This window comes from Paenibacillus sp. N3.4, from assembly GCF_008017805.1.
GTDB lineage: Bacteria > Bacillota > Bacilli > Paenibacillales > NBRC-103111 > Paenibacillus_E.
This window is the reverse complement of the sequence record NZ_VRTT01000030.1, coordinates 55671-78116: the sequence shown is the minus strand read 5'-3', so window position 1 is coordinate 78116 and position 22446 is coordinate 55671. Positions and strand designations below refer to the sequence as shown.

The following is a 22446-nucleotide window of genomic DNA, read 5'->3' as shown; positions in this document are numbered from 1 at the left end:
CTGCATGAAGTTTGGTACGTGAATAAGCAGCCCGATTTATTGCATCGTGTTTTTGCCGATGAGAATTCTTTGCTAGTCGCTGCCATGAATTGCTTTCCGCAGTTCCTTGGGATATGCACAGCCACTAAGAACTAGAAGGAAGCATGTTGCAATGCCCAACCATCTCATTTTTGAAAGAATTCGGTTTATTTGCAATGGAAATCATCCTATCTTTTTCAAAATAAATCGTCCTCTGCCGCCTGTCTGGCAAGCTGCGCACGTATGGCTGCCTTAAGCGGATCTTCGGGAACCGTAACCTGAACAGAGCCGGTAACACGCGCCTGGCAGGCTAAACGATAACCCTCATCGGCATGTGAACCCAGCTTCAGTCGTTCATTGACATTCATCGGAGCAAGTCCTGAGGAATCCTGAACGATCACTTTGCACATGAGGCAAGCGGCTTTGCCCCCACAGCGCGTGCGGATATGAACCTTCGCTTTGCGTCCAGCATCGAGCAATGTCGTTCCGGGACGAACACCAATTTTTTTATCATCCGGCCAAAAGTGTACTTCCATTTGTGACATTACACACCTACTTTTAGACGCTTTCATCTTGTTATTTGGGAGAATTTAAGAGACTTTGCAATTTCATTTGAAACTCGACTCCCCAGCTATTTCGCTTTAGCAAATCCTCTAAAGCTTGCATATGAATCTCCGGATAGGAAAGCATTGTAAACGCAATGGCTTCGTAGCGATCTGAGCGGCCCCGGAGCAGATTAAAAATGAGTTCATGAGCAAGTGGCATCACTTTAACTTCGTGACATTCTTGTGAATAAATCTTATTTTGTGCCTGTACGCAGTTACCCGTATTATTGGCAAAACAACCAACCGATGCCGCAAAACAAATAATGGCGCGACCTCTTACAAAATTGTAAGAGGTTTTTTCGTATGTTCAGAATATCTCATGCGAATCGCTCATATATTCTTTCAATGTGGTGAGACTTTGATCTCCGATCAAAGATCCCTATATATGGTTCTATAAAGAAAGCCATATGTGCCTCTTTAAAATATGGTTGCTGAAAAAAGTTCGAGCGCATCTATCATATTTCTATCGAAAGTACATATATTTCTTACTAGTCCAATAAGGCGAGACTTGGTCGATGATCAAAGTTCTCTAGATGATGTACGAGTAGTCAATTGCTATCGTCTTTTAGCGTCAGTTGACGACCAAACTGTAGGAGGGATTCTCTTGGAGAAAGTGGATATCTTTAAGGACATTGCAGAACGAACGGGAGGGGACATTTACCTGGGGGTAGTCGGAGCAGTCCGTACAGGAAAATCAACCTTTATCAAACGTTTTGTGGAATCTGTAGTGCTGCCTAACATTCAAAGCGAAGCGGACAGGATCCGGGCTACCGATGAACTCCCGCAGAGCGCTGCTGGCCGCACGATTATGACAACGGAGCCGAAATTCGTACCGAATACCGCGGTTCAAATTTCGGTGGCTGAGGGGCTTAATGTGAACGTTCGCCTCGTCGATTGTGTAGGTTATGCAGTCGATGGCGCCAAAGGCTATGAAGACGAAAATGGCCCGCGTATGATTAATACACCGTGGTTTGATGAGCCGATTCCTTTTCAAGAGGCTGCCGAAATCGGAACCCGTAAAGTGATTCAGGAGCATTCTACACTTGGTGTAGTTGTAACAACAGATGGTACGATTTCTGATATTCCGAGGTCTTCGTATGTGCTAGCAGAAGAAAGAGTTATTAATGAGTTGAAAGAAGTAGGCAAGCCATTCATTGTGATCATTAACTCTCAAAAGCCGAACAGTGAGCCGGCGCTTGAGCTGCGCAGCGAGCTGCAAAGTCGTTATGACGTTCCTGTTGTAACCATGAGTGTAGCCAGTGCAGGCGAAGAGGAAATGGTGTCCGTCCTGCGCGAGGTGCTTTATGAGTTCCCAGTTCATGAAGTCAATGTTAATTTACCTAGCTGGGTGATGGTTCTGGATGAAAATCATTGGCTGCGTACGCAATTCGAAAATTCTGTCCGTGATACGGTGCAAGATATTCGTCGTCTGCGTGATGTGGATCGTGTCGTTAGCCAATTTGCCGAATATGAATTCATTGATAAGGCCGCATTGGCGGATCTTCGAATGGGTCAAGGCGTAGCTGAGATTGACTTATTTGCGCCTGATGAACTCTATGACCGTATTCTTGTTGAAGTGGTGGGGGTAGAAATTCGCGGGAAGGATCACCTTCTTCAGCTTATGCAAGACTTCACGCATGCGAAGCGAGAATACGATCAATTTGCCGAAGCGTTGGAAATGGTCAAAACAACAGGCTACGGTATCGCGCCTCCAACGTTGGCTGAGATGGCTCTTGACGAGCCGGAGCTTATACGGCAAGGTTCCAGATTTGGCGTCAGATTAAGGGCAACAGCGCCTTCTATTCATATGATACGAGTAGATGTAGAGTCTGAGTTCTCGCCGATTATCGGGACAGAGAAGCAAAGTGAAGAGCTTGTGCGTTATCTCATGCAGGATTTTGAAGATAATCCGCTGAAAATTTGGGAGTCTGATATATTTGGCAGATCCTTGCATTCCATTGTCCGCGAAGGCATTCAAGGCAAGCTGGCCCAAATGCCAGACAATGCCCGCTATAAATTGCAAGAAACGTTGGGACGCATTATTAATGAGGGTTCAGGTGGACTTATTGCCATTATTTTGTAAAAAATTCGACTCGAAAAACACTCGAAAGAGTGTTTTTGTCGTTTTATAGCAAAAATTACCACGTAAAAAGGAGAGTAATACTTGAAATTGCTGACTCAGTGTATTACTATGAGTTTATTCGTCTGCTTTCGAAATTCATTTTCACTAAGAAAATCAACGATTTTTCAAAAAATAATGTATATTTTCTGACGAAACGGTGAAAACAGGAAGTAACGGAAGTGAGTAATCTTGGGGGGAGGTGAATGGCATGAATAAATCTGAATTGATTAACAAGGTTGCTGAAACCTCCGAGCTTTCCAAGAAAGATGCAACAAAAGCAGTTGATGCTGTTTTTGATGCAATTTCTGAAGCGCTGCAAGGTGGAGATAAAGTACAATTGGTTGGATTTGGTAACTTCGAAGTTCGTGAACGTTCTGCTCGTAAAGGACGTAATCCACAGACTGGTGATGAAATCGAAATCCCTGCTAGCAAAATTCCAGCTTTCAAACCTGGTAAAGCACTTAAAGATGGCATTCAATAATTACTGATTTTACATACTATTGAACGTTATACCAACAACAAAGCCGTGACCGCTAACCGCAGTTGCGGCTTTATTTATTTGTGCTGCAAAATGCCTTTACAATTACAAAATCTCCTACTATAATTACAAAAGTGAATAAGTAAGCCATAGCTTACGAACGGGGTATGGCGCAGCCTGGTAGCGCGCACCCTTGGGGTGGGTGAGGTCGCACGTTCAAATCGTGTTACTCCGATTATGAAAAAGACATCGAAGTCCGATGTCTTTTTCTCATGAAGAAGCTTGTTCCAATTATTCGCACTTCATAGAGAAAGATTAGGGGGAACAACCTTGAGCAAGTTGAAACTGAATGAGCTTGTGAAATCGCAAGACTGGACGATGTACGGTATTATTGCTTCCATATATTTGGTGTGGCGTATTGGTACGGTCGGCAATTGGAGTAAAGAATGTTGGATATTGCTGTTAATCTGCTTGCTTGGTGTCCGTAAGGATCAGATCGATGTCGATTGGAAACGTTTTTTTATTGTCGGTATCCCGCTTTTAGGCGTGTTTTACTATTTTTATGGGAGCGGGAACAGCTTTTGGTGGAGAATTGCCAATTGGATGTTTGAAAATAATCGTCATCCCTGGCATTGGGATGCCTATATGAACGCTATTCCCTTAAATACCGGTGGATGGGCCAGATGGATAGCAAATCCTTTTCTTGATAAAGCCATGGTGTGGATTTATAATTATGGCTTTGTATTATCGTTATGGATTTGTATGGTAAGAAGTTATTGGACAAGAAGTATCAAGAAAATGCTCTCCTATGCATTGTCAGGTCATATGCTTCAATTTCCGCTTATTTTGCCTTTTTATAATTTGATTTTGCTGCATGAAGTTTGGTACGTGAATAAGCAGCCCGATTTATTGCATCGTGTTTTTGCCGATGAGAATTCTTTGCTAGTCGCTGCCATGAATTGCTTTCCGAGTATGCACACGTCCATTTCCTTTGCCATGCTGCTGCTGGCTTTGAGGGAGAAAGATCGCATTTTCAAAACAATGATGGTCACGTATTGCAGCGCAATTATATTTTCTACCTTGTATTTACAAATCCATTGGCTGATCGATGTATTCGCCGGCATGCTGTTTGCCTTCGGAACCGTTAAGCTGTCCGATTTCTTGATTCGTATTGTCACGAACAAGGTCATCCCTGTCTCATTCAAAAAGTTTTATAACAAAGGAACAAAAGTGGCCGCCAAAGAAATGTCCGTTTAAAGCTTGGTTGACTTCTGGATACTTTTTTTGGCATCATGAAGTAAGAAAGTCAAGTTTGTTTAGAACGGAGGTTGGAAAGTGGAACAGAACAATAAAACAAATAATCCGACTACGAACGGGAATGAATATTTTGTCATTAAGGCCAAGGATAATGGCGTCCATGTAATTGGACTGACTCGTGGTCAAGACACTCGTTTTCATCATACAGAGAAGCTGGATAAAGGTGAAGTCATGATTGCTCAGTTCACCGAACATACTTCTGCCGTCAAAGTGAGAGGCAAGGCGCTGATCATGACCAAGTACGGCACCATTGATACGGAAGAATAATTTCAAAAGCAGGCATAGCCTGCTTTTTTCTTTTGTACAATGGTGTATGGGCTTGTATAAGCATACGTGCGCAACAAGTCTGTTTTGCTAAGGCAAAACTTGTAGGAGGTGTAGGTATGAACGGCTCCATGCGCCTTATGATGACAGCGGGAATATCTATCGTTGTTGCGATATGTTTATCTGTTCTCCCGAATGTAGATCGTTCCGTAAGCTTAAACACAGCTGATAATTGGTCTAGCAATCGCGCGGCTCAGCTTACCGATCATAATTTGGTTGATTTACTTGTGCAGGTTCCGCTTCAGCTTCGGATTCGCAAGGTTGAGTTAAGCAATTCCCGACTTTCTCTTGATCTTAGTTTACTCAAAAATGCAGATACAACAGCTGTATATCGAGATCTATATACAATTGCGCAATGATCATGATGAAAACGAAAAATGTGGATCAAATTTGGGTGCGTGTGTTGGATTATTCGGGTTCAACGGACGAAGCCTCCACACAACTTGTCTTAGCCATGGTAGCAGATCGTGAACATGGGAAAGATATGGAGCAGAATGCAAGTAGTCTTAGTTTGATTCAACTTGAACAACAATTACAGAACCGTTTTCGCCTTACTTACACCTCCAGATGGCAGCAAAGATATCCCTTATAATTAAGTGTGCTTCTGAATACGGGTTATGCTATAATTATTTGGATTGAAGCATGGATGAACACAAATGAGATTTGGCACACGGTTACGGAGGCTTTTGCATGAATTCTTATCGGATTCCAGAGATTGCTAAGCAGTACACAGAGTATGATATGATCCAACTACATACAGACTTACCGGACTTTCCGGAGCTTCGCACACGTCTGTTGTTCGCTTTTTTGAACGGAAATACGAAGCTGAGCGCTTCAAGCGAATTATATACGTTGGCAACTTCACTCGTTCAATTGGCGTTAGACACGCATGATCTGATTACAGCTTCCAATGATATCAAAGAGAAAAAGGCAGCCAGATCCAGGCAACTTAAAGTGTTGGCAGGCGATTATTTCAGCTCTCGCTTTTACTATTTGCTTGCACAGGCGGGGCAGATCGAGATGATTAAACAATTATCGAGCGCCATTTGTGAAGTGAATCGACTGAAGATGAACGTCTATATGAAAATGAAACAGTTTAAATTAACGGCAGAAGATTACATTCACCAAACGGTGGAAATCAAATCTCAGCTGTTTTTGTCTTTCTCTGGGTGTTTGTCTGAGGTTTATCATCAAACCTGGCCAGACATAATGAGAAGTTATGCGAAGTGCGAAGTTATTTTTGAAGAGATTTTCCGAGCAGAGTCTACGTCGAACTTTCAAGGAAGTTGGGGGTTCTGGCATATTCTCCAACAGGGAACCAAAGAGGAGCGTAAGCAGCTTCATGCCGAAGAAGCGGATCAAGCAAAGGTTCGAGCATTAATTCATAAATACAACATCTCTTCCCAGCTTTATCAGATGCTTGATCAACAAAGCAAGAAGTTAATATCCGAAATAAAGCAGCTTGATTCGGATGCGCTAATAAGTGAACTGTTTCACATTGGTGAACCTTTCCTTCGCTTCTCTGCGAAGCAGCCCAAGGTGTTAGAATAAATTTGAGGTGACTGGACAGATGACTATGACCAAATCGGATTTGCAGCCTAAATCAACCAAGACCAAAGAGGAATTCGTGCATTCCGTCTTTGAAAGCATTGCCCCCAAATATGATTTGATGAACAATATTTTAAGTTTTCGCAGGCACAAAGCTTGGCGTAAATTCACTATGAAGAAGATGAATGTGAAGCCAGGCGAGACTGCCATAGATTTGTGCTGTGGCACGTGTGACTGGACGATCAGTTTAGCTCAGGCTAGCGGCAGCGGGAAGATGATCGGTCTTGATTTTAGCCAAAACATGCTCGATTATGGCGCAGTCAAAATCAAGGAGCTCCGCTTGAATGATCAAATTCAGTTAGTTCGTGGGAATGCCATGAGTCTTCCGTATGACGACAATTCGTTTGATTATGCAACGATTGGACTTGCGCTTCGCAATGTTCCTGATCTGGAGCAGGTTATTCGTGAAATGCAGCGTGTCGTTAAACCAGGAGGGCTGGTTGTGTCTCTAGAGTTATCCAAGCCGACATGGGAGCCTTTTAAGTCTATCTATTATTTTTACTTCCAACGGGTGTTGCCGTTTATGGGGAAGCTCATTGCAAAGAAGTATGAGGAATACAAATGGTTACCGGAATCATTAATCCATTTTCCCGATCACAAACAACTGGCAGCCATATTCGAGAAACAGGGACTAGAAAATGTACAAGCATATCCACTAACGGGCGGCATTGCAGCCTTGCATATGGGAACCAAGGGGAAAACGAAATCAGGAGTGTAATCAGCATATGTTTACTAAACTAAAAATTTTTTTGGAAATGATTAAATTTGAACACAGTGTTTTTGCTTTGCCATTTGCGTTCATGGGGGCTATCCTCGGTTCAGTTGTATTGAATGGACATCTGCCATCATGGGCTCAAATCGGTTGGATTACGTTAGCTATGGTGGGGGCAAGAACTGCAGCAATGGCCCTAAACCGTGTCATAGACAAAACGATCGATAAAAAAAATCCCCGAACCGAGAATAGAGCGATACCAGCGGGGTTAATCTCCATACAGCAAGTTATCTTTTATATCCTTATTTCATTTGCGTTATTGTTTTGGGCAACTTCTCATTTGAGTTCTTTATCGATGAAATTGCTGCCAATTGCTGTCTTTTTTCTTGTCTTTTACTCGTACACCAAAAGATTTACATGGACTTGCCATTTCTTCCTAGGGATAACCTTAGGGCTGGCTCCGCTTGGCGGATGGGTTGCAGTAACAGGTCATATCACCTGGTCATCTATTATTTTTTATTTGACGGTCGTATGTTGGAGCACAGGGTTTGATCTTATCTATGCGTGCCAAGATGCGGAATTTGATCGTAACGAGGGGCTGCATTCTTTGCCAAGTCGTTTCGGTATTAAAGCTGCGCTTCATACAGCGCGCGTCCTTCACGTACTTACTGCGGTTGGATTAATTACTTTATTTTTCATTACAAATTTAAGCTGGCTTTACTTAATCGGACTCGTTATCGCTTATTTTATTTTGTATAAAGAACACAGGCTCGTATCTCCTCAAGATTTATCCAAATTAAATACAGCGTTCTTTACGATGAATGGCGTACTTAGCTTAGTAATGTTTGCTTTCACATGGCTTGACGTGCTTTTGAGGCAGCATTCATGAGCGGTAATTGGGTAATCGGCATAACAGGAGCCAGTGGAGCCATCTATGGGGTCAGGCTGTGTCAGGTGCTGCTAGAGCAAGGGTTAAATGTCCATCTCATCATTACAGAGGCAGGCTGGCGAGTTCTGCACGATGAGTTGGACTGGAACGCAAGTAAGCGTAAAGAGATGCTGCAGCAGCATTTTGGAGGACGTCAGGGTTCGTATGATTTTCATCCGATTGCCGATATTGGCGCTACCGTAGCAAGCGGCTCTTTCCGAACGAAGGGAATGGTCGTTATTCCATGTTCGATGGGTACCTTATCCGGAATCGCTCACGGTTCTTCTGATAATTTGCTAGAGCGTACAGCAGATGTCATGTTGAAAGAAGGAAGAAAATTAATCTTGGTACCTAGGGAAACACCTCTGCATGCCATTCATTTAGAAAATATGCTTACTTTATCAAGAATGGGCGTGCGTATGCTTCCTGCGATGCCAGCTTTTTATAATCGTCCTAGTTCGATTCAAGATATGGTCGATTTTTTGGTAGGAAAAGTTTTGGATAGCATGGAAGTTGAGCATGCTTTGTACCGTAGATGGGGGGATAATGATGAACAGCCAAGACCCTAGAATACGAATTGGTCGAATTAACTATACGAATGTTTGGCCGATCTATTATTATTTTCCTGAACTCATGAATAGCTCAGAAGTGGACATTATTGAGCAGGTGCCAACCTCGTTGAACAAGGCAATGGCAGCTGGTGAAATCGATATGGGCCCCATATCCTCTTTTGCTTATGGCGAGAACTTTGAGAATTATTTGTTGTATCCGGATTTATCCGTAAGCGCTTATGGTGAAGTGAATTCCATTCTATTGTTTCATGAACAGCCGTTACGCGAAATTGCAAACGGACGTATCGTACTGCCAACTACGTCTGCAACCTCAGTAATTTACTGAAAATTATTCTTGAAAAGTTTTATGGGGGAAAACCCACTTACGAATATTCGCAGCCTGACTTGGCACTCATGATGGAAAAGGCGGATGGTGCCTTATTGATCGGTGATGATGCGATTAAAGAGAACTGGCGCAATACGAAGTATATGGTTACGGATCTTGGACAAGAATGGGCTAAATGGACGGGGCAATGGATGTCATTCGCAGTTTGGGCTATTCGTAAAGAAACAACAACGAAGTATCCGGAATTGGTGGCGACTGTATTCGATGCTTTTTTGAAAAGTAAAGTCAGAGCCCACCAGCATCCGGATGAATTGATTCAGAAAGCGCAAATGACTGTCGGAGGAGTAAGGGAATATTGGCGTCATTATTTTCATACGTTGTGCTATGATTTTGGGACCGAACAATGGGATGGATTAACCTTGTATTACAAGTATTGCTATGAGCTTGGTTTCCTGCCTAAGCCGGCAACTATCGGTTTATGGTCAGATAATAAGGTGGTACAGGTGACAGAATGAAAAACCTAATGGATATTTATACAAGAAAAAAGAAAGATATCGCGGCGATCGAGAAAGAACTCGAGGAAAGCATTCATGCCGATCACTCGATGCTCAGAGATACTTCGTTGCATTTATTGAAAGCAGGGGGAAAGCGCATTCGCCCTGTATTTGTTCTCCTTTCAGGTGAATTTGGCGACTACCAGTTGCAGACGATGAAGCACGTTGCTGTGCCTTTAGAACTTATACATATGGCATCGCTAGTCCATGACGATGTAATTGATGATGCGAATACGAGACGTGGACAGTTAACTGTCCGGTCCAAATGGGATAATCGCATTGCCATGTTCACAGGAGATTTCATATTTGCTAAAGCGCTAGGTGTCATTACCGAAATTCCTAATCCTACGGTCCATCAAATTATGTCCAAGGCGATTGTGGAAATGTCGATTGGAGAAATGGAACAGATTCGTTTCTTTTTTCATGCGGATCAGACGATTCGAGACTACTTATTGCGGATTCGACGCAAAACGGCCTTGCTTATCGCGATCTCGTGTCAATTGGGAGCGGTAGCGGCCAATGCGCCCGATTGGATAAGCAACAAGCTATATACATTCGGCTATAACATCGGTATGGTGTTTCAAATACGCGATGATATTTTGGACCTGATAGGCACGGAAAAGCAAATCGGCAAGCCGCCAGGCAGCGATGTTAAACAAGGCAACATTACACTGCCTGTATTGTTTGCCTTAGAAGATCGCTCACTTAGACCTCACATTTTGACCGAGCTGGAGCGAATTCAAGAGGCTGATGGTCAAACAGAGGTGAGCAAATTATTGGATATGATTCGAAGCAGTGATGGCATCCAAAGGGCGGATGCTCTATCTCAAAAATATATGGATAAAGCGATTGCTTCGCTGGACAAGCTGCCGGATATTCAAGCCAAAAAGGACCTAATCGAGGTTGCTTATTTTATTAGCAATCGTTCTTATTAATTATCGATTTGAGAAATGTTGCCAAGAAGTGTATTCTAGAACGAAGGATACATAGGTTCAACCTATTAAAGGAGGCAGTCTGCACATGGAGAAAACATTCTTAATGGTTAAACCAGATGGCGTACAACGCGGGCTCATCGGTGAAATTATGAAACGTTTTGAACAGAAAGGATTCCAATTAATTGGGAGTAAGCTTACTGTCATGTCGAGAGAGCAGGCAGAGTTTCATTACGCGGAACACAAAGGGAAAGACTTTTATGAGAGACTTGTGAATTTCATAACATCCGGTCCAGTCTTTGCTATGGTATGGGAAGGCGAACAAGTCATTGCATTATCCCGGACAATGATCGGCAAGACGAATTCTCTGGAAGCGGCTCCCGGTACCATTCGAGGCGACTTCGCTGTACATACGAATTTAAATTTAATTCATGGTTCGGATTCACCTGAGAGTGCGGCGCGAGAAATTGGCAACTTTTTCAACTCAGAAGAGATTTTCGCATACAGCAAAGTGATTCAGACTTGGATCTGACGTTTCAAACGAAGAGCCTGCCATCTTCGCGATGAGGGTTCTTTTTTTGTCTTTTTTTAGAGGAAAGAAGAAAGCGCTATAGAATGTATGTTAGTAGCAAATCCTCAAGGTAGGTGGACATATGGAAGACCAGGATTTTTTGTTGTTTATCAAAAAAATAAAAGAGGTTACATCCATTGATCTAGCTTTATATAAAGAAGCGCAAATGAAAAGACGTTTGACTACGCTTCGTATGAAGCGTGGGTATAACACTTTTGTCGCTTTTTTCGATGCCATGATGAAGGATAAAGAATTGTTTTACGAATTTTTGGATCGAATGACGATCAATGTTTCAGAGTTTTGGAGAAATCCGAATCGGTGGGAACTTGTTGAACAGCGATTTATCCCTGAGATGCTCAAAAAAATCGCCGCTTAAAAGTATGGAGTGCAGCTTGTTCAACTGGTGAAGAGCCTTATACCTTGGCGATGATATTGGCTGAACAGGGAGCGTTGGCTGAAGCTAATCTCCACGCAACAGATATCGACGACGGGGCTTTAGAGAAGGCGCGTAAAGGAATTTACTTGGATCGATCTTTACGTGACGTTCCTCCGAAATATGTGAAAAAATACTTTAGACAAGATCAGGTTATGTATCATATTACGGATGATCTAAAGAAATCCATTAAGTTCCAGAAACAAAATTTGCTCGTCGATACGTTCGATACGGGATTTGATCTTATTGTGTGCCGCAATGTTATCATTTATTTTACAGAAGAAGCGAAGCATGTGTTGTATCAAAAGTTTTCGAAAGCGCTGAAACCGGGCGGGCTCCTGTTCGTCGGATCGACTGAGCAAATATTTTCTCCGGGTCAATACGATCTTGAGCCCGCAGATACGTTCTTTTATCGTAAAAAAGAAGTATAAGATCTTCCAGTTTTTCCTATACTAAAAGGTATTAAAAGGAAACGCTTAGGAGGGTATATATGGATAAACGCAAAGTGATTACCGCCTATCGCAGAGGAATGATCTCGATTCAGGAGTGCGCGCAAATTTTGGGATTAGATTCAAGCCAAATTACGGGTCTTATGAATGATCCACAGATGGCGGAACTTCCAAGAATCGTTCAAAAGCAACCCATGCACGGGTAACTCATACAGGCTGTCAAGCTGCTGACACGCTTTTGCGAAAGGGGATCGCACCTCTGATGCCAAGCGTGTTTTTGTGTTTGTGCTGTTGCCAAACCTCAGTACCTATACTATAATGACAAAAGATAATCGCGCGTCAAAGCGCTAAAGTATTTCATACATAGTGATGATGGAAACAACTCAAATGAATGATTACGAAGCAGCATGCTTCTCAACAATTAAAGGGGGTAACGGATTGTGAGATATTTAACGGCAGGAGAAACACACGGCCCGCAACTCACTGCAATTATTGAAGGGTTCCCAAGTAATGTAACCCTGAACTTCGAAGATCTGAATTTTCAATTACACAGACGTCAAAAAGGCTATGGTCGCGGTCGACGGATGCAAATTGAAAAGATACGGCGAATATTGTTGGCGGTGTGCGTCATGGTAAAACAACCGGAGCGCCAATTGCACTCGTTGTTGTGAATAACGACTGGAAGCATTGGACAACGGTAATGGGGATTGAATCAGTTGAAGGCGATGACGAAGGCAAACGTCGCGTAAACCGTCCTCGCCCAGGTCATGCTGATTTAAACGGTGGTCTGAAATACAATCAAAAGGACCTGCGGAATATTTTGGAGCGTTCCAGTGCCCGTGAAACGACGCTTCGCGTTGCCACCGGCGGCGTCGCTCGTCAGTTGTTGGCTGAATTCGGAATCAAAGTAGCAGGACAAGTTATCCGAATCGGTGATGTTGAAGCGACGCGTCAAGAGCTTCCAATCGATGAGCTTATTCGCGTTACGGAAGAATCTCCGGTACGCGTGGTGGACAAAGAGGCAGAAGCTAAAATGATCGCCGCGATTGATGCAGCTAAGGAAGATGGCGATACACTGGGTGGTATCGTTGAAGTGATTATCGAAGGCGTGCCTGTGGGTCTAGGCAGCCATGTGCAGTGGGATCGCAAACTGGATGGTAAAATTGCGCAAGCCGTTCTTTCCATTCAAGCGTTCAAAGGGGTCGAATTCGGTATTGGGTTTGAAGCCGCTGAACGCAGAGGCTCCAATGTTCATGATGAAATTTTGTACAATCAAGAAGGTGGCTTCAGCCGTAGAACAAATCGTGCAGGCGGGTTTGAAGGCGGTATGACGACAGGCGAGCAAATTATCGTTCGCGGTGTTATGAAACCCATTTCTACACTATATAAACCGCTGCAAAGCGTGGATATTGATACGAAAGAAGTATTCACCGCGCAGGTTGAGCGCTCCGACACCTGTGCCGTTCCGGCAGCTGGCGTCATTATGGAGAATGTCATTGCTTGGGAAGTAGCGAACGCATTTTTGGATAAATTCGGCGGCGATTCCTTGGAAGAGATCCGTGCGAATTTGAACAATTTCCTAGCCCAAGTGGAGAGCTATTAATATGAAAGAGCTCACAGTTGAGCTTGGCGAACGGTCTTATCCTATTTATATTGGTCAAGGTATTCTAAATGATATCGCAGATTTGTTTGACCGCGCGAAGCTCAGCCGCAAGTCGCCGCTGCTCATCGTTACGGATGAAACGGTGGCTCCGCTGCACCTAGAACGGGTGTTGTCGCTGCTTAGCGACGGCGGATACGCCGCCACAGCCTGCGTTGTACCCGCAGGTGAAACGTCCAAATCCCTCGCGCAGCTTGAGGATATCATAACCGTCGCCCTCCAGACAGGCCTCGATCGCAGTTCTGCGATTGTGGCCCTCGGAGGGGGCGTCGTCGGCGATCTCGCCGGCTTCGCAGCGGCGAGCTTTATGCGCGGGATCCGTTTTGTACAGATCCCGACAACGATTCTTGCCCACGACAGTTCAGTAGGCGGCAAGGTAGCGGTTAATCATCCGATGGCGAAAAACATCATCGGTGCTTTTCATCAGCCCGAGCTAGTCCTCTTCGACATCGACATGCTCTTGACATTGCCACCGCGCCAAGTAAAGGCGGGCCTCTCCGAGGTGATCAAGCACGGCTTGATCTGGGATGCGACGTTTACACAATGGTGCGATGATCACGCGGATAAACTTCTTGCCTTAGATCCGGAAGCGCTTAGCTATGCACTATATGTAGGCTGTAAGGTCAAGTCCATTGTGGTGTCACAAGATGAACGAGAGAATGATCTACGTGCCATCCTCAACTTAGGCCACACGATTGGTCATGCGTTAGAAGCAGTTGCCGGTTATGGCGAACTGCTGCATGGAGAAGCCATTTCCATTGGCATGGTCGGAGCTGCGAAGCTTGCTCAGCAGTTTGGTTATGCAGAAGATATTCATACCGTAACGAAAGGGTTATTCCAGAAGTTCGGGCTGCCTGTGGATATTCCTTCTCATTTGGACACCGATAGCATCATGAGCGCTATGATGCATGATAAGAAATTTAAAGAAGGCACGATGGTTTACATCATTCCTACGGAGATCGGCAAGGTAGAGATTCGCAAGGATGTAACGACGGGGCAAGTCAGACAAATTGTCGAGCTTTTAAAAGGGGAGAGTTAGTCGATGTTCTTAAGGGGAATTCGTGGAGCGACAACGGTTGAACAAAACGAAGAAACGGAGATTTTAACCGCTACAGAAGAACTTCTTCGAACGATTGTAGAGGTTAATGACTTTCGACCTGAAGATATTTGTTCCGTATTTATAACGGTAACAGAGGACATTACAGCGACATTCCCGGCACGCGCGATTCGCGCTTTAGTCGGTTGGGAGCTTGTACCTCTTATGTGTTCCCTGGAAGTTCCAGTTGAGAACGCATTGCCAAAATGTATCCGTTTAATGGTGCAAGTGAATACAACCAAAGGTCAAGCGGAAATAAACCATGTATACTTAAAAGAGGCGAAAGCACTTCGCCCTGATATTGTTAAATTGACAAATGAAGCCACACGGTAGTATAGTGAAATTAGATGAGTTTAGGTAGTAGAGCAGAGTTTTTAGCCAAGTAGAGCTGAGCCCAGATGAGCAGAGAGAAGTAACCTAGGATATGTCGAAGAAATAGATATCTCTTTATAGAGACAATCTGTTTGTTTACGTGCAGCCTTCGTTTCTTTTTCCTAATTCGTCCTGATCTTCTACTTTTTCTAAATTCAAACCTCTACGCTTGTAGAGGTTTTTTTGTTGCATAAGTGTCGACTAGAGTTTTGAGCGCCGCAGCTGCGAGCAGCTCACAAGCTGAGAGGGGATGTTTCCATGTATACACCTGAAATTCAAGAAGTGATTCGTCTGGCCAAAAATTATAATCTTATTCCGGTGGTCCGTCATTTGTTAGCAGATACAGAGACCCCTATACGTGTATTTCAGCATCTTTATCAGGAAAAGCGCGCGTTTCTTCTAGAAAGTGTGGAGGGTGGAGTAAAGTGGGCTCGTTACTCTTTCATCGGCAGCGATCCTTTCTTGATGATCAAGGCTAAGCATGGAAAGACAGAGGTGGAGACAGTCACGGAGACGACAGTTTCTGACGAGAAGCCGATTGACGTGCTTAAAGCCTATCTGCGTTCCTACTCCAGTCCTCAACTTGCTGACTTGCCTCGTTTTACCGGGGGGGCTGTCGGATTCTTCGGATACGATCTGCTGCAATACTACGAGAAGCTGCCGGCTCATCAGATTGATGATTTGCAAATGAATGATATTCAATTCATGTTTTGCGATCAAGTGGTTGTGTTCGATCATTTTAAACAACAAATTAAAGTGATTGCTAATGTCCACATACAACCATTTGCGACGGATGCGGATATCGTCAGGGCCTATCAGGCAACATGCGAGAAAATCGATGCAACCATTGAGAAAATTAAGCGCCCGTTAAGCTCGGATACAATGACGCATAACCCGATAGTGGCTGAACCTGATCTCGGAGAGATACGTTCGAACATCACCAAGGAGAAATATATCGCAAATGTCAACAAAGCGAAGGAATACATTCGCGCAGGCGATATTTTCCAAGTGGTGCTTTCTCAGCGTTTTGAAATCGAAACAACGGTGTCTCCGTTGCAAGTTTATCGCGTCCTGCGCACGATGAATCCTTCTCCTTATATGTATGTGCTCAAAATGGACGATGAAATCGTTGTTGGCACATCGCCAGAGCTGCTGGTTCGAGTTGAAGAGGAAAAGGTGGAGACTCGGCCAATAGCCGGTACACGACCAAGAGGAAAAACACCCGAAGAGGATTTGGCGTTGGAGAAAGAACTGCTTGCTGACGAAAAAGAGCGCGCGGAGCATTTGATGTTGGTCGATCTGGGCCGCAATGATATTGGCCGCGTATCGGAATTCGGTACGGTGAAATGTGATACATTCATGGATATAGAGCGGTATTCGCATGTTATGCACATTGTATCCAACGTATCGGGCAAAATCGCTAAAGACAAAGATTTCTTCGATGCCTTTCTATCCTGTCTTCCAGCAGGGACGGTGTCTGGAGCACCGAAACTAAGAGCGATGGAGATTATTGCCGAGCTGGAGCCAGAATCTCGCGGCGCTTATGCCGGAGCGATTGGTTATCTAGGATTTTCAGGGAACTTGGATACCTGTATTACAATTCGGACGATCATTTTCAAAAAGGGCAAAGCTTACGTTCAAGCTGGAGCTGGTATTGTATGGGACTCTGTTCCTGAAAGTGAATACCAAGAAACGGTCAATAAAGCAACAGCCTTGCTCAAATCGATCCGAATGGCAGAGGCCATGTTCAGCCCTGAACCTAGACCAGTCAGTGATATTAACAAAGATTACTTTGTTAACTCTTAAGGGAAAGAAGGAGAAATCAAGCGATGAGTGGACTAATAAATGTGCAACAAGCGATCGGAAAAGTCATCAAAGGCAACCATTTAAGCCGCGAGGAAGCTCGGACTGTCATGACCCAAATCATGGAGGGAGCAGCTACGCAAGCGCAAATCGGCAGTCTGCTGACCGCTCTAAGCATGAAGGGCGAGACCTTGGAGGAAATTACAGGATTTGCAGAGACGATGCGCAGTAAGGCCGTTCAAGTGCACGTAGGCCAGGAGAATTTGTTGGATACCTGCGGAACAGGCGGAGATGGCGCAGAAACATTCAATATCTCAACAACAGCAGCAATTGTCGCTGCAGCAGGCGGCATTCGTGTTGCGAAGCATGGCAATCGCGCAATGTCGAGCAAAAGCGGAAGTGCGGATGTGCTGGAAGCATTAGGGGTGAATATTACCTTAAATGGTGATCAGGCAGCCAAGTGCTTGGAAAAAGCAGGGATATGTTTCATGTTCGCTCAGGCTTATCATCAATCGATGAAGCATGTGGCAGCACCGCGCCGCGAGCTTGGCTTTCGAACCGTGTTCAATCTTCTCGGACCACTTACCAATCCCGCTGGAGCAGATCGTCAAGTACTCGGCGTATTCGATTCTTCAAAAACGGAGTTAATCGCTCAATCGCTCCAAGCGCTCGGTTTGAAGAGAGCCTTAGTTGTGGCTAGCGAAGATGGATTGGACGAATTTAGTATTTCGGCTTCCACGAAAGTTTCCGAGCTTAGGCTGGATGCGATTAATACGTACTTTATAACACCAGACGATCTTGGTCTGCGTGCCCATAGCATTAAAGATGTTGCAGGCGGAGATGCGATTCTTAACGCCGAAATCATCCGTCATATTTTTGCGGGAGAAAAAGGACCTTATCGCGATATTGTGCTCGCTAACGCCGCAGCTTGTTTCTACGTAACAGGCCATGTAGGTACGCTGCAGCAAGGCGTCAAGTTTGCCGCTGACGTGATTGATTCGGGTCGAGCCGAGCAAAAGTTGAATGATCTAATCCAATATACAGGAGAATTGAGCCATGTTTCTTGATAAAATAGTCGCTACAAAGCTAGCGGAAGTAGAAGCTATGAACGGGAGCTTTTCCTTGAAGGAAGCCGAGAAAGTGATTTCGGGGCTTCCTGCTTGCCTCGGCTTTGAACAAGCGTTAACAACACGAAAAAAACGTTCGATGGGTCTTATTGCCGAAGTGAAAAAAGCATCGCCCTCCAAGGGACTGATTCGCGAGGACTTCGATCCCGTGCTTATCGCGGAGGCCTATGAACAAGCAGGCGCTGATTGCATTTCGGTGCTGACAGATGTGTCTTATTTCCAAGGAAGCAATGATTATCTCAAGGCGGTACGTAAAGCGGTCAATGTCCCTCTTTTACGGAAGGATTTTACGATTGATCCCAAACAAATTTATGAGGCCCGATTAATTGGTGCTGATGCGATTTTGCTGATTGCGGCCATTTTGACAACGGATCAGATGAAGCAGTATCTCGCTCTCGCCAAGGATCTTGGTCTTGATGCTCTTGTAGAAGTGCATGACCGTGAAGAGCTGGAACGGGCTCTGGAGCTAGATACACAGTTGATTGGCATCAATAATCGTAACTTGAAGACGTTCGTCACGGATTTGGGAACAACGGAAGAACTTATTCAGTATATTCCTGCAGGGAAGACGGTTGTAAGTGAGAGTGGGATATCAACGGTTCAGGATATGTCCTATTTGCAGCAAATCGGCTCCCACGCTGTATTGATTGGCGAGCATTTCATGCGTCAACCTGTCGTCGAACAGGCGGTTCATGATTTGATGGGCACACTAAGGAAAGCTCCGACTCAATTGTAGTGGAAAGAGGCGAATTCTGATGGCTGTACCAACGGTTTCTAAAGTCAAAATTTGTGGACTTCAAAGTGTTGAAATATTACAATCGGTCGCGCATTTGCCGATCACGTATATTGGTTTTGTTTTTGCTCCAAGTAAGCGGCAGGTCACTCCGGAGAAGGCGGGCGAGCTGATTTCTTTTTTGAAGGCGGAAAAAGAGAAAGGTGCGACTGTCCCACAAACCGTAGGGGTATTTGTGAATCCGACTGAAGAGCAGTTAGCACATATCTTAGCTGCAGCACCCTTAGATGTAGTTCAGCTTCATAGTAAGGAAACGCCAGAATTTTGCCGTTGGACGCGTGAGCAATTTCAGGTGAGCGTGTTTAAATCGGTTTCGATTTCCAAGTCGGATAGTGCCATCCCTACGCCAGAAGCGGTAGCTGCTCAATTAGATCCTTATCGCGGTGCGGTTGATGCGATTCTTTTGGACACGTTTGACCCTATTTATGGCGGAGGATCGGGCACCACTTTTGCTTGGGACTGCATCCCTGTTTACCAGGAATGGGCTCGAAACGCAGGCGTGCAGCTGCTTGTAGCTGGCGGCCTTCAGCCTGATAATGTTGATCTACTAGTAAATACGTATCATCCAGATGGTGTGGATGTTTCCAGTGGTGTGGAAACCGATGGTGTCAAAGATATCGCGAAAATTATCTCATTTGTTGAAAGGGTGACCCGAAAGTGACACAAGTACCAGACGAGCACGGCAGATTCGGCAAATTCGGCGGCCGTTATGTGCCGGAGACATTGATGAATGCATTAAATGAGCTTGAACAAGCTTATGCTCAATATAAAGATGATCCCGAATTTATTGCCGAGGTTCGTTACTTGCAAAAGCAGTATTCCGGTAGACCTACTCCGCTTTATTACGCTGAACGTCTTACGGAATTGCTGGGCGGGGCAAAAATCTATTTGAAACGTGAAGATTTAAATCATACAGGCGCACATAAAATCAACAACACCATCGGGCAAGCGGTTCTTGCGAAACGAATGGGCAAAAAGAAAGTAATTGCTGAGACCGGAGCCGGTCAGCATGGTGTTGCTACAGCGACGGTAGCTGCGCTTATGGGACTTGAATGTAAAGTATTCATGGGGGAAGAAGATACGAAACGTCAGCAGCTCAATGTTTTCCGTATGAAGCTATTAGGTTCTGAGGTTATTCCCGTTATGTCAGGTACGCGTACGCTCAAAGATGCTTGTAACGAAACTCTACGCTACTGGGTCAGCCATGTGGAAGACACTTACTATATTCTTGGCTCCGTAACAGGACCGCATCCTTATCCGATGATGGTGCGCGACTTTCAACGTGTTATCGGCGACGAGTCCCGCGAGCAGATTTTGGAAAGTGAAGGCAGGCTGCCGGATGCAGTCGTTGCTTGTGTTGGCGGCGGCAGCAATGCAATGGGGATTTTCTACCCATTCGTTGGGGACGAAAGCGTAAAGTTGATCGGGGTAGAAGCTGCTGGGCGTGGTGTGGAAACCGAAGAGCATGCAGCGACAATGACCAAAGGATCACCGGGCGTATTTCAGGGGTCAATGAGCTATTTGCTGCAGGACGAATTTGGTCAAGTACAGCCGGCTCACTCCATTTCCGCAGGTTTGGATTACCCGGGCATTGGTCCCGAACATGCCTACCTTAAGGATATTGAACGTGCTGCGTATTATCCAATTACGGATCAGGAAGCGTTGGATGCGCTCCAGTTGTTAAGTCGGACTGAAGGGATTATTCCAGCTCTGGAAAGTGCGCATGCGATTGCTCATACGGTTAAATTAGCCCCAACCATGTCCAAAGATGAAACTATTATCGTAAGTCTTTCTGGACGGGGCGATAAAGATGTTGAATCCATTATGAGTTATCTTGGGATAGGGAGGGAGTAAGCGATGAACCGTATTGATCAACGATTTGCCGAGCTCAAAGAACGTGGAGAAACAGCCATGATCCCATTCCTGACCATTGGGGATCCCTCTCTGGAAGCATCTTTAGAGCTTATTTTGGAGATGGAACGCGCTGGTGCTGATTTGATTGAATTAGGCGTACCGTATTCGGATCCATTAGCCGACGGTCCCGTTATCCAACGCTCCTCTGAGCGGGCTTTACAGCGTAAAATTTCCATCTTTGATGTCATTGACGTTGCCCGTCAGGCACGCAACAGAGGCTCTAAGCTGCCATTTATTCTATTTACTTATTATAACCCTGTTTTGCAGATTGGTTTGGAACGTATTTTTAAAGCTATGCAGGATAATGAAATCAGCGGCATTATCATTCCTGATCTTCCCATGGAAGAAGATAAGGAAACAAAAGCTATTGCCGAAAAGTATGGCATACATCTAATACCGCTTGTCGCTCCTACATCCAACGAGCGAGTCAAACGGATTGCGGCAGCAGCTAAAGGATTCGTCTATTGTGTTTCATCTTTAGGCGTAACCGGAGAGAGAGCGGAATTTTTCGGGGGAATCGAGGATTTCCTTTCAACCGTAAGAGAAGCGGCTAACGTGCCGATCGTGGTCGGCTTTGGTATTTCGACTCGTGAACAAGTAGAACGCTTTGAGAAGCTATGTGACGGTGTAGTCGTAGGCAGTGCTATTGTGCGCACGATAGAAGCTGCTATGCATCATCTAGAGGCCGATGCTGCACATCCGGAAGGGCTTTCGCAAATTAGAAGCTTTGTGGAGCAACTAAAAGGTAAATAAAAAGCCCTATTCATATTGAACGGCCCCCTCTAGGATAACCTTGGAAAATGATAGGTTATTATATGATAATAAGTGCACACATGCAAAGACATTGGAAAAACTCACTGGTTGATCTGATGAATGTTATCCCCTTAGAATCGACATTGGAAAACCTTTGGGTTAAGCCGATGAAATTTCTAGGGGGTGTTTTTGTTTCTTAAAGAAATAAAAAGCAGAAACACTACAAATCAATCATATATGAGTTATTCCACATACCCAAAAAGTCATAGGGGATAGTGAGCATCGAGAAAACTCACAAGCTGACATCTATAGGATTCCGGCATCAGCTTGTGAGTTGGTCTTTCTTTTCATATTTAAAACAATTTAATTATCGTTCTTTATGGTCATAACTGAACTATTTCTGGATGCAATCGATTCGATGAGTCATTAATTTCTTGGCAAAATTTATTCATTCTTAAGATATTCAAATCTTCTTTGAATGTGATTCCTTTAAGATCCCCTTTGGAATCTAAATAATTGAGAATTAGATAGTAATTTCTCTTGCCTTTTTTCTTTTTTGTTCCTATACCGGACATTCCACCGACAATTGTCCCAAGTCCCGGTAACAAGAGAGTTCCAATAATTGCTCTCCCAACAACACTTTTGCTTTGTTCAATCAATTCCTGCTCGCTTTTCACAACCGCGGCTCGTAATCGATCAAAACTGATTTCGAATTTTGATGAATCTACTTCTATTAGCAATCTGTCTTCAAAGCAGAATAATTGACATAAGGCATTCTTTCTTATGCCTAAACCATCTACATAAATAGCTTGTAGAGCAGAAATAGCCCCTTTTTGCGCGGCTTCCTGTTGCATTTTCTTGTTTTGATTTCGATTCATAATCATTATTAATACTGAGTAAATAATGATTCCACTTAATAACAACCAAAGAAATAAGGAGAATATACGATCACAGCCCACATGTTATTCCCCATCGGATGG

At 44.4% G+C, this 22446-nt stretch carries 23 protein-coding genes, 1 tRNA gene and 3 pseudogenes; 25 read left to right on the top strand and 2 right to left on the bottom strand.

The features are described from left to right. Positions 1–215: 215 nt before the first annotated feature. On the bottom strand, positions 216–563 hold the full coding sequence (locus FU659_RS16840) for a 2Fe-2S iron-sulfur cluster-binding protein (protein ID WP_147948640.1): 348 nt from the start codon (positions 561–563) through the stop codon (positions 216–218). 664 nt (positions 564–1227) lie between these two features. Between FU659_RS16840 and spoIVA the strand changes: the two genes are divergently transcribed. From spoIVA to trpA, 25 genes and pseudogenes are all read left to right on the top strand, one after another. Then, positions 1228–2706, top strand: coding sequence for a stage IV sporulation protein A (spoIVA, locus tag FU659_RS16835; protein ID WP_147948639.1), 1479 nt, complete (start codon positions 1228–1230; stop codon positions 2704–2706). A 247-nt stretch (positions 2707–2953) separates the two neighbouring features. Then, positions 2954–3226, top strand: coding sequence for an HU family DNA-binding protein (locus tag FU659_RS16830; protein WP_029193008.1), 273 nt, complete (start codon positions 2954–2956; stop codon positions 3224–3226). Positions 3227–3384: 158 nt separating this feature from the next. Beyond that, positions 3385–3458 (top strand) — tRNA-Pro (locus FU659_RS16825). Positions 3459–3553: 95 nt separating this feature from the next. Then, the gene (locus tag FU659_RS16820; protein ID WP_261807870.1) at positions 3554–4480 is read left to right on the top strand and encodes a phosphatase PAP2 family protein; all 927 of its coding nucleotides are present in this window, start codon (positions 3554–3556) and stop codon (positions 4478–4480) included. A gap of 78 nt (positions 4481–4558) precedes the next feature. After that, on the top strand, positions 4559–4807 hold the full coding sequence (gene mtrB, locus FU659_RS16815; RefSeq protein WP_147948638.1) for a trp RNA-binding attenuation protein MtrB: 249 nt from the start codon (positions 4559–4561) through the stop codon (positions 4805–4807). 116 nt (positions 4808–4923) lie between these two features. Continuing rightward, a complete protein-coding gene (locus FU659_RS16810; RefSeq protein ID WP_147948637.1) occupies positions 4924–5223 on the top strand; it encodes a hypothetical protein in 300 nt (99 codons plus the stop codon). 2 nt (positions 5224–5225) lie between these two features. Then, positions 5226–5456, top strand: coding sequence for a hypothetical protein (locus FU659_RS16805; protein WP_147948636.1), 231 nt, complete (start codon positions 5226–5228; stop codon positions 5454–5456). Between the two features lie 98 nt (positions 5457–5554). Further along, a complete protein-coding gene (locus tag FU659_RS16800; RefSeq protein WP_147948635.1) occupies positions 5555–6415 on the top strand; it encodes a heptaprenyl diphosphate synthase component 1 in 861 nt (286 codons plus the stop codon). Positions 6416–6434: 19 nt separating this feature from the next. Further along, positions 6435–7190: a demethylmenaquinone methyltransferase gene (locus FU659_RS16795; protein WP_315971331.1), complete on the top strand. Its 756-nt coding sequence runs from the start codon at positions 6435–6437 to the stop codon at positions 7188–7190. Between the two features lie 7 nt (positions 7191–7197). After that, positions 7198–8073, top strand: coding sequence for a UbiA-like polyprenyltransferase (locus FU659_RS16790; protein ID WP_147948634.1), 876 nt, complete (start codon positions 7198–7200; stop codon positions 8071–8073). Beyond that, positions 8070–8681 carry a UbiX family flavin prenyltransferase gene (locus FU659_RS16785; RefSeq protein WP_147948633.1) on the top strand — a complete coding sequence of 204 codons (612 nt, stop codon included), beginning with the start codon at positions 8070–8072 and terminating at the stop codon, positions 8679–8681. Before FU659_RS16790 ends, FU659_RS16785 begins: the two co-directional genes overlap by 4 nt. Beyond that, positions 8632–9524: pseudogene (locus FU659_RS38870) on the top strand (menaquinone biosynthesis protein). Before FU659_RS16785 ends, FU659_RS38870 begins: the two are co-directional and overlap by 50 nt. Next, a complete protein-coding gene (hepT, locus tag FU659_RS16775; protein WP_147948632.1) occupies positions 9521–10498 on the top strand; it encodes a heptaprenyl diphosphate synthase component II in 978 nt (325 codons plus the stop codon). Before FU659_RS38870 ends, hepT begins: the two are co-directional and overlap by 4 nt. Positions 10499–10583: 85 nt before the next feature. Further along, positions 10584–11027 carry a nucleoside-diphosphate kinase gene (ndk, locus tag FU659_RS16770; protein WP_147948631.1) on the top strand — a complete coding sequence of 148 codons (444 nt, stop codon included), beginning with the start codon at positions 10584–10586 and terminating at the stop codon, positions 11025–11027. A 121-nt stretch (positions 11028–11148) separates the two neighbouring features. Further along, positions 11149–11930: pseudogene (locus FU659_RS16765) on the top strand (CheR family methyltransferase). A gap of 59 nt (positions 11931–11989) precedes the next feature. After that, positions 11990–12154, top strand: a complete 165-nt coding sequence (locus FU659_RS35530) for a hypothetical protein (RefSeq protein WP_187274196.1) — start codon at positions 11990–11992, stop codon at positions 12152–12154. 234 nt (positions 12155–12388) lie between these two features. Continuing rightward, positions 12389–13551 (top strand): annotated as a pseudogene (gene aroC, locus FU659_RS16760) (chorismate synthase). Position 13552: 1 nt separating this feature from the next. Further along, complete coding sequence (gene aroB / locus FU659_RS16755) at positions 13553–14647, top strand: 3-dehydroquinate synthase (RefSeq protein ID WP_147948630.1); 1095 nt, start codon at positions 13553–13555, stop codon at positions 14645–14647. Between the two features lie 3 nt (positions 14648–14650). Further along, complete coding sequence (gene aroH, locus FU659_RS16750; protein ID WP_147948629.1) at positions 14651–15037, top strand: chorismate mutase; 387 nt, start codon at positions 14651–14653, stop codon at positions 15035–15037. A 297-nt stretch (positions 15038–15334) separates the two neighbouring features. Then, positions 15335–16882, top strand: a complete 1548-nt coding sequence (gene trpE / locus FU659_RS16745) for an anthranilate synthase component I (RefSeq protein ID WP_147948628.1) — start codon at positions 15335–15337, stop codon at positions 16880–16882. Positions 16883–16905: 23 nt separating this feature from the next. Next, the gene (gene trpD, locus FU659_RS16740; protein WP_147948627.1) at positions 16906–17946 is read left to right on the top strand and encodes an anthranilate phosphoribosyltransferase; all 1041 of its coding nucleotides are present in this window, start codon (positions 16906–16908) and stop codon (positions 17944–17946) included. Next, positions 17936–18742, top strand: coding sequence for an indole-3-glycerol phosphate synthase TrpC (trpC, locus tag FU659_RS16735; RefSeq protein WP_147948626.1), 807 nt, complete (start codon positions 17936–17938; stop codon positions 18740–18742). Before trpD ends, trpC begins: the two co-directional genes overlap by 11 nt. A 19-nt stretch (positions 18743–18761) precedes the next feature. Next, complete coding sequence (locus FU659_RS16730) at positions 18762–19460, top strand: phosphoribosylanthranilate isomerase (RefSeq protein ID WP_147948625.1); 699 nt, start codon at positions 18762–18764, stop codon at positions 19458–19460. Beyond that, positions 19457–20653, top strand: a complete 1197-nt coding sequence (gene trpB / locus FU659_RS16725; protein ID WP_147948624.1) for a tryptophan synthase subunit beta — start codon at positions 19457–19459, stop codon at positions 20651–20653. The genes FU659_RS16730 and trpB overlap by 4 nt, the downstream gene beginning before the upstream one ends. Before the next feature lie 3 nt (positions 20654–20656). Further along, positions 20657–21466 (top strand): tryptophan synthase subunit alpha, encoded by an 810-nt coding sequence (trpA, locus tag FU659_RS16720; protein WP_147948623.1) that lies wholly within the window; start codon positions 20657–20659, stop codon positions 21464–21466. A gap of 383 nt (positions 21467–21849) precedes the next feature. Here the strand turns inward: trpA and FU659_RS16715 are convergent, their stop codons facing one another. Further along, positions 21850–22344 (bottom strand): hypothetical protein, encoded by a 495-nt coding sequence (locus FU659_RS16715; protein WP_187274195.1) that lies wholly within the window; start codon positions 22342–22344, stop codon positions 21850–21852. Positions 22345–22446 lie beyond the last annotated feature (102 nt).

What these genes read in the sequence shown, in the direction of transcription:
- FU659_RS16840 (WP_147948640.1), bottom strand. Translation starts at nt 563, where the DNA reads ATGTCACAAATGGAAGTACACTTTTGGCCGGATGATAAAAAAATTGGT.
- FU659_RS16830 (WP_029193008.1), top strand. Translation starts at nt 2,954, where the DNA reads ATGAATAAATCTGAATTGATTAACAAGGTTGCTGAAACCTCCGAGCTT.
- FU659_RS16810 (WP_147948637.1), top strand. Translation starts at nt 4,924, where the DNA reads ATGAACGGCTCCATGCGCCTTATGATGACAGCGGGAATATCTATCGTT.
- FU659_RS16805 (WP_147948636.1), top strand. Translation starts at nt 5,226, where the DNA reads ATGATGAAAACGAAAAATGTGGATCAAATTTGGGTGCGTGTGTTGGAT.
- FU659_RS16800 (WP_147948635.1), top strand. Translation starts at nt 5,555, where the DNA reads ATGAATTCTTATCGGATTCCAGAGATTGCTAAGCAGTACACAGAGTAT.
- FU659_RS16795 (WP_315971331.1), top strand. Translation starts at nt 6,435, where the DNA reads ATGACTATGACCAAATCGGATTTGCAGCCTAAATCAACCAAGACCAAA.
- FU659_RS16790 (WP_147948634.1), top strand. Translation starts at nt 7,198, where the DNA reads ATGTTTACTAAACTAAAAATTTTTTTGGAAATGATTAAATTTGAACAC.
- FU659_RS16785 (WP_147948633.1), top strand. Translation starts at nt 8,070, where the DNA reads ATGAGCGGTAATTGGGTAATCGGCATAACAGGAGCCAGTGGAGCCATC.
- hepT (WP_147948632.1), top strand. Translation starts at nt 9,521, where the DNA reads ATGAAAAACCTAATGGATATTTATACAAGAAAAAAGAAAGATATCGCG.
- ndk (WP_147948631.1), top strand. Translation starts at nt 10,584, where the DNA reads ATGGAGAAAACATTCTTAATGGTTAAACCAGATGGCGTACAACGCGGG.
- FU659_RS35530 (WP_187274196.1), top strand. Translation starts at nt 11,990, where the DNA reads ATGGATAAACGCAAAGTGATTACCGCCTATCGCAGAGGAATGATCTCG.
- aroB (WP_147948630.1), top strand. Translation starts at nt 13,553, where the DNA reads ATGAAAGAGCTCACAGTTGAGCTTGGCGAACGGTCTTATCCTATTTAT.
- aroH (WP_147948629.1), top strand. Translation starts at nt 14,651, where the DNA reads ATGTTCTTAAGGGGAATTCGTGGAGCGACAACGGTTGAACAAAACGAA.
- trpE (WP_147948628.1), top strand. Translation starts at nt 15,335, where the DNA reads ATGTATACACCTGAAATTCAAGAAGTGATTCGTCTGGCCAAAAATTAT.
- trpD (WP_147948627.1), top strand. Translation starts at nt 16,906, where the DNA reads ATGAGTGGACTAATAAATGTGCAACAAGCGATCGGAAAAGTCATCAAA.
- trpC (WP_147948626.1), top strand. Translation starts at nt 17,936, where the DNA reads ATGTTTCTTGATAAAATAGTCGCTACAAAGCTAGCGGAAGTAGAAGCT.
- FU659_RS16730 (WP_147948625.1), top strand. Translation starts at nt 18,762, where the DNA reads ATGGCTGTACCAACGGTTTCTAAAGTCAAAATTTGTGGACTTCAAAGT.
- trpA (WP_147948623.1), top strand. Translation starts at nt 20,657, where the DNA reads ATGAACCGTATTGATCAACGATTTGCCGAGCTCAAAGAACGTGGAGAA.
- FU659_RS16715 (WP_187274195.1), bottom strand. Translation starts at nt 22,344, where the DNA reads ATGAATCGAAATCAAAACAAGAAAATGCAACAGGAAGCCGCGCAAAAA.